General features: G+C 56.1%; 12 protein-coding genes and 2 pseudogenes. 3 read left to right on the plus strand and 11 right to left on the minus strand.

Features of this window, described 5'->3' with window-relative positions; all coding sequences use genetic code 11:
• Positions 1-170 precede the first annotated feature (170 nt).
• A pseudogene (locus tag RTCK_RS20805) lies at positions 171-762 on the plus strand (IS110 family RNA-guided transposase); the annotation flags it as partial.
• A gap of 163 nt (positions 763-925) precedes the next feature.
• Here RTCK_RS20805 and RTCK_RS21175 read toward each other — a convergent pair.
• The 11 genes from RTCK_RS21175 to RTCK_RS08280 form a co-directional block, all read right to left on the minus strand.
• Positions 926-1,534, minus strand: a complete 609-nt coding sequence (locus RTCK_RS21175; RefSeq protein ID WP_142592456.1) for a sugar transferase — start codon at positions 1,532-1,534, stop codon at positions 926-928.
• The gene (locus tag RTCK_RS08235) at positions 1,531-2,415 is read right to left on the minus strand and encodes an NAD-dependent epimerase/dehydratase family protein (RefSeq protein WP_142592457.1); all 885 of its coding nucleotides are present in this window, start codon (positions 2,413-2,415) and stop codon (positions 1,531-1,533) included. Before RTCK_RS08235 ends, RTCK_RS21175 begins: the two co-directional genes overlap by 4 nt.
• A 77-nt stretch (positions 2,416-2,492) precedes the next feature.
• Complete coding sequence (locus tag RTCK_RS08240) at positions 2,493-4,418, minus strand: polysaccharide biosynthesis protein (protein WP_408004517.1); 1,926 nt, start codon at positions 4,416-4,418, stop codon at positions 2,493-2,495.
• A 152-nt stretch (positions 4,419-4,570) separates the two neighbouring features.
• A complete protein-coding gene (locus RTCK_RS08245) occupies positions 4,571-5,707 on the minus strand; it encodes a glycosyltransferase family 4 protein (protein WP_211181442.1) in 1,137 nt (378 codons plus the stop codon).
• Positions 5,708-5,709: 2 nt separating this feature from the next.
• Positions 5,710-6,861, minus strand: a complete 1,152-nt coding sequence (locus RTCK_RS08250; RefSeq protein WP_142592458.1) for a glycosyltransferase family 4 protein — start codon at positions 6,859-6,861, stop codon at positions 5,710-5,712.
• Entirely contained in the window at positions 6,858-8,189 is a 1,332-nt protein-coding gene (locus tag RTCK_RS08255) for an O-antigen ligase family protein (protein WP_142592459.1), read from the minus strand. The genes RTCK_RS08250 and RTCK_RS08255 overlap by 4 nt, the downstream gene beginning before the upstream one ends.
• Positions 8,164-9,303 (minus strand): glycosyltransferase, encoded by a 1,140-nt coding sequence (locus RTCK_RS08260; RefSeq protein WP_142592460.1) that lies wholly within the window; start codon positions 9,301-9,303, stop codon positions 8,164-8,166. Before RTCK_RS08260 ends, RTCK_RS08255 begins: the two co-directional genes overlap by 26 nt.
• Positions 9,300-10,532 carry a lipopolysaccharide biosynthesis protein gene (locus RTCK_RS08265; RefSeq protein WP_235988648.1) on the minus strand — a complete coding sequence of 411 codons (1,233 nt, stop codon included), beginning with the start codon at positions 10,530-10,532 and terminating at the stop codon, positions 9,300-9,302. Before RTCK_RS08265 ends, RTCK_RS08260 begins: the two co-directional genes overlap by 4 nt.
• A 50-nt stretch (positions 10,533-10,582) precedes the next feature.
• The gene (locus tag RTCK_RS08270; protein ID WP_142592462.1) at positions 10,583-11,626 is read right to left on the minus strand and encodes an NAD-dependent epimerase; all 1,044 of its coding nucleotides are present in this window, start codon (positions 11,624-11,626) and stop codon (positions 10,583-10,585) included.
• A gap of 18 nt (positions 11,627-11,644) precedes the next feature.
• A complete protein-coding gene (gene tviB, locus RTCK_RS08275) occupies positions 11,645-12,943 on the minus strand; it encodes a Vi polysaccharide biosynthesis UDP-N-acetylglucosamine C-6 dehydrogenase TviB (protein WP_142592463.1) in 1,299 nt (432 codons plus the stop codon).
• A gap of 58 nt (positions 12,944-13,001) precedes the next feature.
• A complete protein-coding gene (locus tag RTCK_RS08280; protein ID WP_142592464.1) occupies positions 13,002-13,883 on the minus strand; it encodes a GumC domain-containing protein in 882 nt (293 codons plus the stop codon).
• A 195-nt stretch (positions 13,884-14,078) separates the two neighbouring features.
• Between RTCK_RS08280 and RTCK_RS20810 the strand changes: the two are divergent.
• Both RTCK_RS20810 and RTCK_RS08285 read left to right on the plus strand, forming a co-directional pair.
• Positions 14,079-14,798: pseudogene (locus RTCK_RS20810) on the plus strand (transposase); the annotation flags it as partial.
• 464 nt (positions 14,799-15,262) lie between these two features.
• A complete protein-coding gene (locus RTCK_RS08285; protein WP_142592465.1) occupies positions 15,263-16,300 on the plus strand; it encodes an Ldh family oxidoreductase in 1,038 nt (345 codons plus the stop codon).
• The last annotated feature ends 44 nt before the right edge of the window (positions 16,301-16,344 follow it).

Here is a 16,344-nt window from a genome sequence, read left to right on the forward strand (position 1 = left end):
AATGATTGTCAGCTTCTGCTCGGTTGTCCACCGCCTGCGGCGGACATCACCCGTCAGCAATTCAATGTGTCGGTACTCGTTAGACATAAGCCTATACCCAAGCCTGTGCTTGAGCCTTACTGCTTATGCCGACTGTCCGGTCGAAACGGGGGGCAGTTCAGCCTGAGACGATGGAAGCCTGTCCCGGAGCGCATTATTGGGGCCGCGAGATAAGCAACCTCGGCCATACCGTCAGGTTGATTGCGCCGGCTTATGTGAAGCCCTTCGTAAAGCGGCAGAAGAATGATGCTGCTGACGCTGAAGCGATCTGCGAGGTCGCGCACGGCCGACGATGCGCTTCGTCGCGGTCAAGAGCGAGGAAAAACAGGCCTCGGCGATAATCTTTCGGACCCGCGATGTCCTTATCGGCCAGCGCACGCAAACCATTAATGCGATCCGTGGGTCACTTGTCTGAGTTTGGCTTCATTGCGCCGCAGGGGCCCTCTCACATCCAGCAACTCATCGCGCAGGTCGAGGATCCTTCCTCGCCCCTTCAGAAGCCGCTCGTTGTTGCCTCTACCTCCTGGTCGAGGCTTTACGCCGTCTCGAGGCGCAGGTCAGAGAATTGGATGCGGAGATCAAGGCGCGGGCGAAAGCTGACGATACGGCCCATCGGCTGATGAGCGTTCCTGGTATCGGTCACCGCTGATCCCCACCGCCCTGGAAGCGCTGGCTCCGCCAGCGGAGACCTTTCGTTCTGGACGCGACTTCGCCGTGTGGATAGTCTCCATGGAGAAACTCCTTGTCGCTCGTCCATGGAAACTCGATCACAGATCAAGCATCAGCGGGCAACGTGGGATCAAAACACCGGTTACGCTTGATCGAGACGGATACTCTAGTGGATCATTCTACACCCAAAGACCAAGGAGCACGTCGGAGGGTTTAGTCAACGCCGAAACAGCTTGAGTACCGTCCGCATCATTAAGACTACATCGAAGCATAGGCTCTGGTTTCGCTGATACATAAGATCGAGGCGAGCTTTTCGCGGTACGCATGCTCGACCATAGACAGCGTCGGTTTCTTCTGTGGACACGCAGCGTCTAAGCAGCCAGGTCTCGTGGCGATGAAAATGAACCGAAGCAAGACCGGTTATTCCGGGTCTTGATCGTAGTACCTTTATATAGATGTCCGGAAAACGTTCGACATATTGTCGCAACGGCGGACGAGGCCCAACGAAACTCATATCTCCAATCACTACGTTAACTATTTGCGGTAGTTCATCAAGCCTTGAGCGGCGTAGAAATCGACCCGTCCGCGTGATTCGATCAGCCTTGTCCCCACCCGACACTCCAGAGTCTGTTATAGCCGGCTTCATCGTTCTGAACTTGATGAGCGAGAATTCCTGAGTCATGGTTTTCATGCGCCTGGAAAGATAGAAGACCGGTAGGCCATCCAGTAGCGCGACAAGCAAGGCAACACTGAAAATTAGTGGTAAAAGAAGAAGTAAAAGGCTCAGTGACAGCACAAGATCAAAAATACGCTTCTGGACACTCATAAAGTGAATCCCAAATCTTCCAATCTAGATATCATCGACGAGGGGTTGCAGTCACCCTGCTCAAATTTATGATACTGTTGCAACAGATCACAATCGAGCACGATACGTTCATAAGCGATTGAAGGAGCGGGACGCCAGCGCCATGGTATCCTAGCTGCGTCCGCCAGTGCTTGCATAGAAACAGGAGTTGGACAAGCCACGTTCAGGACTCGGGGTAGACCACTCGGGTAGCAAGCAAGGGACTCCAAAACACAGGTCAGGAGAGCAGGATCTATGTACGAGCGGACGGGTCCACCGCCGCTTTCAAATTGGTCCAGCTCAAGGGGCTCGCCGCACTTCAGCTTGCGCGCTGCAGTCAACAGAGCGTCGGCTCCCAATACGTTTCCAATTCGCAAGATGGAGTAGTCTAATTCGCCTGCGCTGTCAAAAATCGCGGCTTCCATTGCTAGTTTCGACTCGCCATAGGCGTTCTGCTGATCTGGATTATAACTTTCGTTTATCGGCGTCCCTAAGCCCGGACCATAGACGGATGATGATGATGAAAAAAGAACTCGTCGCGCTCCTATGCGCTGCGCAACCTCAACACATTCGATTGCGATATCACGATTGCCTTGTAGTGGCGAACCAGACGCGGGCGTAATCCCCGCCATGACGATCATCGTCGTCTCTGCTCCGTGGCGGATTATATCTGCCGGTGGAGCCGACTTCAGGTCCCAAACGATGGTGTTCTCATCGGCTGTAACATCGGCAGTTCGCCGTTGTCCAATCACTTCAAAATTGGCGGGCGGTGATCTGCGCCAATACTTCAGCATCAATGAGCCGACCCGGCCAGAGCTTCCAACTAGGAGCAACCTATGCCTCAGGCCCGCTCCTCTACTCATTCTAATCTCCTGCTAATGCGATTACGCTCTGTCATCAAGACGACTACCGGCTGCACGAGGCCGAGATAGATCCGACCCTAAGATACTTCCCGTCCGGCCTTCTGCAGTGCAATCAGATCAACGATCTCCGGACTCGGTTGGTAACCCGTAATCAGAGTTGTTAGCAGCTTCTTCATCTCATTGATCTTACCCCCATCTATATAAGCTACAAGATGTGCAATCTCTTTCTGTAGCGTCGGCCAAGGCACGAAATCCTCTTTGGCCCGAAATATAAGAGGGTGTTGGCTCCTGGAAGGCTTGTTCCCAATGAGCAATTCCTCATAGAGCTTTTCTGCAGGCCGTAGCCCAGTCATGACAAACTCTATATCGCCAGTAGGATTGCTTTCATCTTTCACGGTGTGTCCTGATAGCTCAACCATGCGTCGCGCGAGATCCATAATCTTGACCGGCTCCCCCATATCAAGGACGAATACATCGCCACCCTTAGCCATAGCTCCCGCCTGGATGACCAACTGCGAAGCTTCTGGGATGGTCATGAAGAACCGAGTGATCTCCGGGTGCGTCAGCGTCAGTGGCCCCCCCTCGCGAATTTGTTGCCTAAACAGTGGCACCACAGAACCCGAGGAACCTAGCACATTGCCAAAGCGAACCGCCGAAAAAACGGTTCCCTCACATGCTTCCCCTATAGCCTGAATCACCATCTCTGCAAGCCGCTTGCTTGCTCCCATTATGTTCGTTGGGCGGACGGCTTTATCAGTGCTCACGAGCACAAAGCTAGAAACTCCGTGACTTATTGCTGCGCTGGCAAGACTTTGTGTCCCAAGAACATTCGTTCGTATTCCTTCAACTGGGTTTTGCTCAACGAGAGGAACATGCTTGTAGGCGGCAGCATGATAGATCGTGTCAACGGACCAGCTTGTAAGAATTTCATTGAGACGGTGTTCGTCGCGGACGGACGCGAGTAGTGGGATTATGCGCTCCGCGTTGGCGGGGAGCAGACGCGATAGTTCGCGATGGATAGCATAAAGACTATACTCGCTTTGCTCTACTAGGAGGAGCACCCTAGGTTTTAAAGCTACGATCTGGCGGCACAGCTCACTACCGATTGATCCTCCGGCGCCTGTAACAAGAACGGTTTTACCTTCTACATTCAGATGAAGCAGGTTCTGGTCAGGCTCAACGGGCTCACGACCAAGCAAATCGTTCAGATCAAGCTCCTGGATTGCCGAAATGTTCAATCGGCCTTGCGCGATTTCGCTAACGTTGGGCGCCGTACGGACGGCTACGTGCTTGCCCCTCAAGCTGTCTATTATCTCTCTTCGTCGGGAGGGTTTCAAAGCCGGAAGTGCTAGGAGGACGGTCCGAACATCATGTGTCACGACAAGCGTGCTGAGCGCTGCCGGGTCGTATACCCTCACTCCGTTGATGACGGAGTTATGGAGGGTTCTGTCGTCATCAAGAAAGCCGATGACGCGCTGTGTCCCGGAGTTCGCCAGCGCACTAGTCACCTGACGCCCAATAGAACCCGCGCCATAGATCAAGACGTTCGACTGATCTCGTCCACTTAGGATCCGACGGTACGGCTCTCCGAGAAAAAAACGAGCGACCAGACGCGACAGACCCACTGCGATTAGCAGCAATAGGGGCTGTAACAAGCCTACTGTCCGGGGCACCCCTGGAAAGCTGATCCATGTGAAGATCGCGGCGTAAACTAGCCCATAGAGGCCAACGGCTTTGAGAATGGCAGAAAACGCCTGCCATCCAACATAACGGAACACCGCCCTATATAATCCAACGCGGATGAATATGGGGATCGCTACCGCAATTGACACAGGAATAGTTATCAATTGACTTCCGGACAGTATGACCCATGCATCAAGCCTCAGGCAGAATGATAGCCAGACTGTCGTGCTACACAGCAAGATATCTACCACGATCACGATCAGGCGTTTTGCGACGCGCGGAATACTGAGGATACGGGTTATCAGTGCATCAATCATCATGTCCCCAAGTCCTAAAGTACGGCATTGAATAACCCCTATCTCCCTACGGTCACAAGATCCGCCTTTCGTCCGAATCTGACGCTAAGGTAATCGCAGTCTGAACACAGAAAAATCTAGACACCGCGCTCCCTTTCGAGGCGTTGGCTGTAGACTCAGAGCCCCATCGCTCTGATCATCACAGCGTTGATGTTGCGCACGTCAAATTTTTCCTCGGCATAGGCGCGGCTCTTCGCGCCCATAGACGAGATGAGCCCGGGTTCGGTGATGAACCGGCGCATTGCAGCAGCTAATGCCTCAGCGTCGCGTGGTGGTACTAAGAAGCCATTCTCCCCCGCAATCACGGTTTCGCGGCATCCGGGCGCATCGGTGGTGATAATTGGCCGCCCCATCGCCATGGCTTCCTGGGTAGAGCGGGGTACCCCCTCGCGATAGGAGGGCAATACGAAGACGCTTGCCTGCGCCAGCCATTCCTTGACGGCGACCTGACCGGGCCACTCAACAATCCCGCTTTCCGCCCAGGCCGTCAGTTGCAGGCGGCTAATGGCCTCCGGGTTGGCATCGGTATCACCGGCGAGAATGAAGCGCGCCTGAGGATGCACTTCGCGTACGGCCCTTGCGGCCTCAACGAACTCGAAAACCCCTTTATCGCGCAGCATCCGCGCGACGAGAAGGAAAGTGACTGGCGAGGATACGGGCGGTGTAGGCGCCCACTCGTCGAGGCGGATCCCGGTTCCGTCGACGGTAATGATCTTGTCCTGATCCACGATCCCCATCGAGACGAAGTCGTGAGCGTCGTCCGGGTTCTGCATGAAAACACAATCTGCGCGGGCAAGGGCAAGGCGATAGAACCGCCGCGCCGAAAGCCCAACAACCCGACGCTTAAGGCTCACGTCCTCACCCTCAGTGAAGGCGTAACCCAGCCCGGGCACGAGGGCATGGCGGCGTGGGACGCGGGCGAGAGAGGCGGCCAAGGTGCCATAGATGACGGGTTTGATGGCATAGCTCAGGACGCAATCGACATTCAGCCTATCCAGCGTCCTGAACAGCTTGAAGCTATCCACAAAATCCCTTCCTGGATTGAGCCCGGTGCGAGAGAGCGAATACTCCACCGGCTCGGCGCCGAGCGCGCGAACCGCTGCCCGTGTGGGCGCGTCAAAATCGGGCGCCAGCGCGAATACCCTGTGGCCACGGGCAACGATATCTTCTATCAGCGGACCGCGAAAGTTGACTTGCGAGAAGCCCGTGTGGCCAATGATGGCGAAGTTGGCTGGAGCGGAAACGTTCTTCAAAATCACTCTCCTGCCGATCCCTCTTTCGGGCTCGCGGAACTCTTCCAGAGCTGGTGGTAGGCCTCAATCATCCGTTCGAGCGAAAATATCTCCACGATGCGCCGACGCGCGGCGAATCGTCTCGCTTGCCACGTTTCCTGGTCCTGGCGCTCTTCCAGAGCCTGGTCAAGTGCGCGAGCCAGGCATATCGGATCGGCTGGCGGAACAACCCAACCGGTCTCGCCCACGATGAATGCGGCGTCGCCCACATCGGTGACGACGCATGGGGTCCCACAGGCCATCGCCTCGGCCACCACGTTGGGAAAGGCTTCGCTGGATGAAGAAAGCACGTGAATGTCCAGTGCGTTCATGACTGCCGGAATATCGGAGCGTCGTCCGGCGAAGATAACGCGGGAACTGAGACCATGGCGTTCCACCTGCGCAGCCAGTTCGGCATTTTCTAATGTACAGCCGGCCCCGATGAGTAACAGGGCGATATTCTTCCGCTCGCACGCGAGTCGCGAAAAGGCGGAAAGAAGGTTCGGATGGTCCTTTTGCGCATTCCACCGTCCGACAAGTCCGATCAGGATCGTGTCTGGGCTTACGCCGAATTCCTGCCGCAGGGTCGCCCTGGCTTGCATATCTGGCTGGAAGCGAGTCACATCATAGCCATTGTGGATGACGGTCAATTTGCGGCAATCATAACCCATTTCAATGTGGACCGTGCGTGCACGTTCGGCGCAGGCGACAATGCCCGTTGGCACGAAGGGCGAAAGAAGAGCTCCGATTCGCGCCACCAGCCGCGTGCTGCGCCCTGTGGCGCCGGGGACCAAATCGGTGTGGCGAATGTTCCAGAACACGTTTGTGCATCCGGCCAAGCGGCCCACCACACCCCCGACGAGATCACCGTGATACATCCAGGTTTGCATGGCATCGGGCTTGTGCTGGCGGATTAGGCGATGAAGTTGCCAAAGCCCCCGCAGGCTAATCCACCCGCGCGACATGCCTAGACAGGTGACGCGGACACCTGCTCCTTGGAGCAACGGGCCATACTTGCCCCCGTCTATCATCGAGATGACGTGATGACGCGAAGGATCGTCATGGGTGCATAGCCGATAGAGAACAGCTTCCGCCCCACCATCGCCGAGCCCGGTGATGATGTGGAGAATTTTCATCGGCCAACTAACGGTTTTGGAGTTGCATGATGCAAGGCAAAGCCTCGGAGCGAAATAACAATTAAAACAATAGCGAACATCGTAGCAAAATTGAGATATGACACCATATAGGTATTCTCGAAAAACTCCCGTGCACTGAAGTAAGCGACCAAAGAGCCCGCTACTACACCCCAAAATTGGTGTTCTCGGGGGTTTTTGCTGTTCCGCGCTACGGTGTTCAGCGTTCTTTTAACGGCCACGAGGATAGCGAGAAGCGGCAGCGCAATAATGGAAATATAGCCAACTAAACCCACCTCCGAGAGCAATCGCACATGAAGGCTATGAGGAGATGCTGCAACATCGGGGTGCTGATCCAATAATCTTGTTGAGTTATACCAGCCTACGCCACCGAAAAGCGGGTTCGAGCGGAATTCGGCAAGAAGAATACCCCAGGCCCGCGCCCGAGACGATAAATTATCGTCACCATTAACAGAGAGACGCGTTTCCAAGTACTGGGCAATAGGGTGCCTTAGATAGGTCGGCTCTAATAAGAATGCGTTAAATAGTAATATAATGAACGTCAAAACAATCCCAGCCACCGATATTGCTAGCCAAAGTACGAGAAGACTGGTGCGAAAACGCCCCATAACCAGTATTCGAAGCAGTTTTACCCATGTCAAAAATGCGAAAAGGACAGAAAGAGCGAGCCAAGCGGAGCGTGAAAAGGAGAGAGCGGCTACGGTTATGGCGAGCAAAAATAGTATTCGATCGTATGTGCGCCAATACCCTTTGGAAAACGCGGAGAGAAGGGACCAAACTACTGTGGTGAACGCGAGAAACCCGGCGGTATTTGGATTGATGCCGGCGGCAAGACGAAAGCCGCCCATTCCTCCCGACCTGAAACCTCCGAATCCGAACAGGTAGCCGCTGAGCAGGACTAGCAGGAATGCTGATAATGCTGCACTTATCGAAGGCAGCACTTCATCAGCATATCTTTCAGTCACGTTCACAAATCGGTAAGCGACGATCCCCGATGTACCGAAAAGGAGGCAGGAGGTTAACGCTCGCGGCGCCGAGTACATCGGATCCGAAGATGCGATGGTGGCTATCAAAAGTGCGGCACCTAGAGTGGCAGAGTAGAGTAGCAGCCAACACTCTTGTCTATGGAGACTTCCGCTCTGCAAAATTAGAACAAGAACGAGAAGTACAAAGCCGACCCTGCCTGCCGTATCTGGACCCTCATACATCCTTAGGAACCAAAAGCCAACGACCCACACCACAACCCCAGAGATGACTAGGTGGGCAGCGCCAAAGTTCTGCGGATTAAGCGTCACAACCCAAGCCTTCATGAGTTCGTATCGAAGCCGAAGATAGGCCAAGTAACTTGAGATATTGGTGGACAGCTATGTCCACGGAGAAATCCATTACGCGGCTCGGTGCTGTATCTGAACGGTCTTCCTTCAGCGTCTCTATGATCGCCTCAGCCATGGCTTCGTGATCTCCCACCGGCACCAGCCGCCCCCATCTTCCGCCTTGCAGTATTTCCGAGGGACCGCTGGAACAATCGGTGCTGACGACTGGTACACCACATGCCATGGCTTCTACCAGCGCATTACCAAAGCCTTCCCAGCGCGAGGACAAGACGAATACCGCCGACCGGCCAACGTATCGAAAGGGATTCAACGTGAACCCCGGCAGCGAAGCGCTTGCCTCAAGGCCCAGGTCTTTGATGAGTTGCTCAAGATCTGGACGCTCCGGTCCTTCTCCTAGGATGATAAGGCGCGCCTCCTGTTCCCGTCGTACTGCAGCAAAGGCGTTGATGAGGGTGCCAAAATCTTTGGCCCGGACAAGACGCCCGACTCCAATTATAACAGGGACGGTATCATCAAACCACGGATGTTCGATTGGATCCCGCGCCTTCTCTCGAACAGTTTCGACGTCGATAGGGTTGTGGATCGTCACTACGTCGGTGCGCCCAGTCGCATGAATGATGTCCTGGCTTACGCCTTCTGAAATGCCGACGACACAATCAGCGCGGCGATAGGCCCATCTATATGCTAACCGGAACAACCCATCCCTGAAACTCTGTTTGTTCTCAGGGTTTAACATACTGGCTTCCCGCAGGACAAGCCGGACCTTGAGACCAGATAGAAACAGCGCCAGGGAGGTGGTGACGTTGAGATGTCCGAGGGTACACAAGACTGCGCGGGGGCGCTCGCACCGGAAATACCGCAGCATGGGAGAAAGTGCATATCGCGCTTTGGAAACGTTCAGGTCTACGATCCGAACGACATCGGATACCTCATCCAAATAAGCGCCCTCGCGGCGCAAGAGGACGAGATCGACCTTCCAGCCCAGCTTTGCAAACCTATTGGCGAGCAGGAGCATGATGCGCTCGGCTCCGCCCCCGCGAAGAGAGGGTACCAGTAGTGCAATATGCGCCTTTGATAGGTGATCCTTCATTTCGGCTGCTTCTTATCGAACCACCGCGCCAACAGCAGATAGGTAATAATTTGCAGTACGTAGAGAGCCGTGGTTGCTACCGAATAGCCTGCCACAGCAGCTGCAGCGGTGCCGTAGAGGGTCCGCCCGCCCAACATACCAAAAATTCCTCCTACCAAAATGAGCAAGTTGAATATGAGATGTGCTGCCTGCTGCCTGATGACAGGCAACAGGCGTACGACAGGAATGTTGGCAAGCATTCCCGTCACCAAAAGCGCCATCCACTGCGCGTACTCGCCGGCAGTTCGCCATGTTTCTCCGAAAACAAAAGCGAACAGCGTTGGAAACAAGAATGAAAACAACAGTAGCGGACCGGCTAGAAGCGCAAGGTGAAGTAGTGTACTTTTTGCTGCTAGTGGAAATACCGGGTTGCCTTCTCTGGCCAAGGCGGTGAACTGCGCATAGTAGACGTTGCCCACCGCACTGCCCACAACATTGAGCGGCAGACCGACAACACTACGGGCCAAGATGTAAAACCCGGCAGTAGCCGGAGAGAACAGCTGGGACAAAAGCAGGACAGGCGAGGTTTGGCCTAACGCACCCACCACATCGGTCGGAACTCGGTAGCACGGGAAATCTCGGTGCATCCGGAGCAGAGCAAGGGACCGCGCAGTCGAGTGAGTGGGGACAGCCCCACCATGTAGGCGTCGGATTCCGAGAATCAAAAGCCCCGCCTGCACGGTCGGAGCAAGCGAGGTGACGAAAATCAGGACGGCGGCGACTGGGGCCAGTAATCCACCCAAGACCCGGGCCAGATTTGTTACGAAGGAGTGCACCGCGGTAACAGTCCCCACCAGATGAAAGCTGCCAAGGCGAGTGGCACGGTAGTTTGCGACATCCTGCAATGCTACACAAAACAGAGCCAGCGGCAGGAACCAGACCAACGCACCCAAAGCCTCAGCACCCAGCAATATCAGGAAAGGTTCCTGCAAGATGGCAAGCATCAGCGCCACCATGCAGGAGAGGAGGAAGGCGATCATCAGCGCCAGACGCGAGAGTTGCAGAGCATCCGCTTCGTTAGCGGCGACAACAATGGCCATCGGATAGCGTAAGGCAATCGCGGGGCTTAGGATGCTAATCAGCGACAGAAATACGCCCTGCAGCCCGAAAACTTCGGGACTATAAATTCGAGTAATGAGTGGCGCAAAAAAAAACGCCACCAGTTGGCCTGTCGCAGTGCCGCCGGTCACAGCCAACAGGCTCCGCAGAAGGGGGGAAGAGGATAGGTCGCGTGCGGCCTTCATCTGAGCGTGGTGTCTGCGGGGTGGCCGTGGTAGTCCAGATACCACTCCACGAACTGGGCGACGCCTTCGGAGACCGGGGTTTTAGGCTTGTAGCCAACGGCGCTCTCCAGGGCAGACGTGTCGGAGAAGGTGTCGGGTACATCGCCCGGTTGAAGGGGCAACAGGTTGCGGATCGCCTTCCGGCCCAGTGCCGCTTCGAGTGCCTCAATATAGGCCGAAAGGTTTACGGGCGCCGAATTACCAATGTTAAACAGGCGATAGGGCGCATTGGAGGTCGCGGGGTTCGGTGCTGCGCCGTCCCAATCGGGATCGGGCACGGCAATATCGTCCGAAGCTCGGACCACGCCTTCGGCGATATCATCCACATAGGTGAAGTCACGCGTGTGATTGCCGTGGTTGAAAACGTCGATCGGCTCGCCCGCGAGAATGTTGCGCGTGAACTTGAACAGCGCCATGTCCGGTCGCCCCCAAGGGCCGTAGACGGTGAAGAAGCGCAGTCCCGTAGTGGGCAGGCCAAAGAGGTGGGAATAGGAGTGGGCCATCAACTCGTTGGCGCGCTTGGTAGCGGCGTAAAATTGCAGCGGGTGGTCGACACCCTGACGCTCCGAAAACGGCATTTTCGTGTTGGCGCCGTAGACTGAAGACGTTGAGGCATAAGTAAAGTGCGGCGTCGCGGCGTGGCGGCAGGCCTCGATCAGATTGGTGAAACCAATAATGTTAGACTGGACATAGGCGTGAGGGTTCTCAATCGAATAACGTACGCCCGCCTGCGCTGCCAGATGAATCACACGATCGAAACTATGCTCGGCGAAGGCTGCGTTGACGGCGACAGCATCCGCCAGATCGGCCTCGATGAAGCTGTAGTTGGCCCCTTGCCGCTCGCCCTCGTCGGCAAGGATGGCAAGGCGGGCGCGCTTCAGATCCGGATCGTAGTAATCGTTGACCACGTCCAAACCGACTACGTCATCCCCTCGCGCGATGAGTTTCCGGACGACATGGAACCCGATGAAGCCAGCATTTCCGGTGACAAGAACTTTCATAAGCTAGTTATTTCCCAGTTACAGCCGAAGGTCGCTTTCATCCGGCGCAAAGAGGTATTTTACGTCGAACAGAACATGCTCGGGCTTTCCGAACCGCCTTATGGCGCTGGCCCCCATCTCGGCGAACTCGCGGTGCCCGACCGCAACGATGATAGCGTCATAGGTGCCGGGTTCGGGACTGGCAATGGGCGATATGCCATATTCATGCAGCGCGCCTTCGGGCTCGACCCACGGATCGTAGACATCGACAGAGGCATCATAGTCGCGAAGATCGCGCACGATGTCGATCACGCGGGTGTTGCGAACGTCAGGGCAGTTCTCCTTGAAGGCAAAACCCATGACGAGGACTCGCGCGCCGTCGACATGAATGCGCGACTTGATCATCTGCTTGACCAGTTTCGCCACGACGTAGGAGGCCATGCCGTCATTCAGACGCCTGCCCGCCAGGATGACTTCGGGATGATAACCTACAGCCTGCGCCTTCTGGGTCAGATAATATGGATCGACGCCAATACAATGTCCTCCAACCAGACCCGGGCGGAAAGGGAGGAAATTCCATTTGGTGCTGGCCGCTTCGAGAACGGCCTGAGTGTCGATGCTCAGCCGATCGAAGATGATGGCAAGTTCGTTGATGAGCGCGATATTGAGATCGCGCTGCGTGTTCTCGATGACCTTGGCTGCCTCTGCCACCTTTATCGACGGCGCCTTGTGCGTGCCTGCGGCGATGATCTCACCATAAAGAAAATCAATGAAGTCCGCTACATCGGGCGTCGACCCCGCAACAACCTTCCTGATGTCCGTTAGGCGATGTTGCTTGTCCCCAGGATTGATTCGTTCCGGACTGTAACCGGCAAAAAAATCTACATTAAACCCGAGCCCCGAGACTTCCTCGAGGATGGGCACGCAATCTTCCTCGGTAGCGCCGGGATAGACGGTCGATTCATAAATCACAATATCCCCTACCTTCAAAACCTTACCGACTGTCTCACTGGCTTTAAGGAGAGGGGTTAGATCGGGCCGCTTGTGCTCATCGATCGGCGTAGGAACCGTGATGATAAAAACATTGCAGGATTGAAGATCGTTGGGATCAGTGGTGACATGAAGGCCACTGGCCGCCTTCAACTCGTCTTCTTCGACCTCCCTGGTAACATCCCGGCCGTCACGCAATTGCGCGACCCTATTGGCATTGAGGTCATAGCCTACCACCCGATGGCGGCTAGCGAATGCTACGGCCAATGGCAAGCCGACATAGCCTAGCCCGATAACGGCTATCACGGCCTTGCCGGCATCTGGTCTGTGACGAAACTCGGTTTGCATGTTGGTCCTTCAGCAATATCTACCGGAAACACGACGGCGCGAGAAAAATGACGCCTAGTTAAGCTTTCTTGCGGTCCAGCCAGAATGCCCGACGGATGCGTGCGACCTTGGCCGACCCGTTTGGGCTGGCCGATGCACGGCGCAAGCCCTCGCGCGCAAATGCGCCGACAAGCACCAGAAAGCCCATTATGACGACGACAAGCGCCGATATCATAAACAAACCGCGCGGTTCGGGATTGTCGGGCAGCGTCGGCGCCTGAATTACGTCTTCCTCGGAAAGAGAACCAGATAGCGCTTGGGTTGTCCTCGCGACCTCCTGGCGCTTAGCCTCGATGCTTGAGATGAGGGCAACGAGCGACTGCCCGATTTCCCCCTGTATAAGCGGAACCTGCCCGTCCCCGCCAGTCAGCAACCTGCTGTAACCCTCATTCAGGCGGGCGAAGGAAGCCGTCAAGTCGTCAAGTGCCGCTTGCTGGGTTTCAAGCTGAAGTTCCAGCATGCTCCGATAATCTCCGAGGGGCTCGGATTCCGAGATGAGCTTGGCTATAATTTGCGTCAGCAGTCGATTTGCTTCATCGGGATCATCAAGCGTAAGCGTGATACGATACATGCCGGTGCCGTCGACAGGTTCGAGCGTCATGGCTTCGAGCAGGCTGCTCCGTGCGGCCTGTATTCGATCGTCGTGCTGGCTCAAGAGCGTGCTTTGGCGAAGGGGTTCATTCAACACTCGCGCCGATCGAAGCAACGCAATCTCATGTGCATCGGCCCGAACAAGCGCTTCTGATTTGTATTCGCGTGGCTTTAGGGCATCAATCGCGAAGTACGCTAGGGTACCTGCCAGCAGGGGAACGATGATCAGAAGCTTTAAGTTTTCCGCGACTACAACCGACAGATCCAGCAGGCTGATCTCGTCATCGCGGTTATGATCCATCTCATCCATTAAATCGTTCCGATGATATAGGGGACGACGCTCCATAGTCGAAAGCGTAAACGATGCCAAGCAGTCGCGAGAGAAATAGTAATGAGGTGCTGTCGGTGAGGCGCTCTCAGCCTCCGGATCATCCGGCCGGTGGATTTGCAGGACTTGCCCTTTGGAGGGGGGACGGGCTGGAGCCATTCCTGAGCTTCTGGAAACGAAGCCACGGACGCGGCCGCCATTTGCGAAGCGGTGACGCGGCCCTCCATGCAGCTTGTCGCCGGCAAGCGCCAAGCCTGCTCATCACTCATGGGTCTCCACCGCACACGGGAGTTTGTGGTCCGTCAACGTACACAGATCGGTAATGCGATCCTGAGCGCATATGACAGAATTCGGCGTCATTGCAGCGAAGGGCGCCGAAATGTCGATCGGCTGAAAGCACAACTGGATCAGTTGCCCCAAATGGCTCGAATGCCTGTGAGCCGACTGTTCGACCAACTGTCGAGACGGATAATCGGATCAAGGGCCTGACTAGATCACGGAGACCTATGAGCAAAGCGGGACAAGTCAGCGTCTGGCGACGCTGCCAGGTGCGCGTGTCCTGTCAACGGCGATTATCGCGACGACGACACCCAATGTCGACGACTTCGACTGTGCGAGGGACTATGCCGCCTGGCTCGAGTCACGCCCGAACCGCACTTTATCCGAGGCAAGCACAGGGTGGGCGGGATTTCGAAGTGGGCAATCGATACGTCCGACGCTTGCTATATCTCGGCGCGATGGCACAGATCATGCCCAGACGTCAGCTCAAGCGCGCCCGGGATCGGATTGGGTGTCGGGCATGCTGATGCGCAAGAAAACGAAGGTTGTCGCCATTGCCTTGGCGCATCGCGTGGCAAGAGTGCTTTCGCCGTCCTCAGCGACGGGTCTCGCTACGAGCGGGAGCCCGCTTGGCAGGATCAAGGCGTGGTCGGAAATGAGGTGATGGGAGACAAGGAACCAGGATACCCCGATCAATCCCGAGCACCCTCGAGCGCGCGATGAAGTGGACCCATTCTCGAGCGGATTTCCATGAGGGTGCGCAGCGTTGCAAATCACACACCCTATACAGGGCCGTAGTCCACCTATCTACCAAATCTAAACCGACACCCTGACCCGCAGGAGCCGTACAAGGGATTGAGGTCCAGAGACTAAGGCGGCAGGAAGAGAATTCATGCGCCCCTAGGCTTCGACCAACGCCTCTGCTCGCTCACTCTTGTGAAAGCCGAGACTGTTAAAAATGACGGCTCGCCTTCGATCGTGGAGCAAATTGTGTTTCCACCAGGCATTCGAAGATGCGACTGTTCATCGGCGCATTGACATATGCAGGAAATCTGCGCTTTGAAGACTACAGGAGACGAAAGATGATGGAGACCTCCACCCCAACCATTGCAGCGCTTCAGGAGCGAGTTGAAGCCATCTTCCTGAGACATGGCCTGAGCGCCCTGCAGGCCGGCGCGGTGGCACGCGTCATCGTGGCCGGCGAGCGTGATGCCTGCAAGTCGCACGGCATCTATCGCATCGAAGGCACGTTGCGCACGGTAAAGGCGGGAAAAGTGAACCCAAAAGCCGTGCCGATGCTCGATCTCAACGAAGGCTCCGCCATCGTCAAGGTCAATGCCAATGGAGGCTTTGCCAATCCTGCCTTCGAACTCGGCGTTCCCGCACTAGCGGAGCGTGCGCGCAAGCTCGGCCTCGCCGCTCTCGTTATCAATGATTGCACCCATTTCTCTGCCCTCTGGTCGGAGGTTGAAGCCGTCACCAAGGAGGGTCTTGCTGCTCTCGTCATGTGCCCAAGCTATGCAACGGTGGCGCCCACCGGCGGCATCAAGCCATTGCTTGGCACGAACCCTTTCGCTTTCGGGTGGCCGAGGCCAGATGGTGTGCCCTATGTCTTCGATTTCGCAACCTCGGTGGCCGCACGCGGGGAGCTCGAACTGTATCGGCGCGCCGGAAAGCTGCTGCCACAAGGATGGGCAATCGATGCAGATGGCGAGCCGACGAACGACCCGCAAGCGGCACTCGCCGGCGCCATGCTGCCCTTCGGGGGCCACAAGGGCTCAGCCATTGGCACGATGATCGAACTTCTTGCCGGCATCATGATTGGGGACCTCACCAGTCCCGAGGTTCTCGACTATCTCGGAACAACGACGCTTGCTCCAATGCATGGTGAACTCGTCATCGCGTTTTCTCCCGAGGCCTTTTCTGCCGGACGAGCCGGAGATCCCTTCGCCCGAGCAGAGATGCTCTTTGAAAGCATCATCGGCCAGGGAGCCCGCCTGCCCTCTCAGCGCCGCTTTGCAGCCCGCGCCAAGGCTGAAGCGGACGGAATCTCCCTGACGGCCGCCGAGTTGGAGCACCTTGACCGACTTTTCGAGAAGGGCCTAGAGGCCATCGCCTAATCCTTGACGCAGCTTTTTGAGCGTCCTGCCTGCAACGGCTCAAT

Source organism: Pseudorhizobium endolithicum (assembly GCF_902153245.2).
Classification (GTDB): domain Bacteria; phylum Pseudomonadota; class Alphaproteobacteria; order Rhizobiales; family Rhizobiaceae; genus Neorhizobium; species Neorhizobium endolithicum.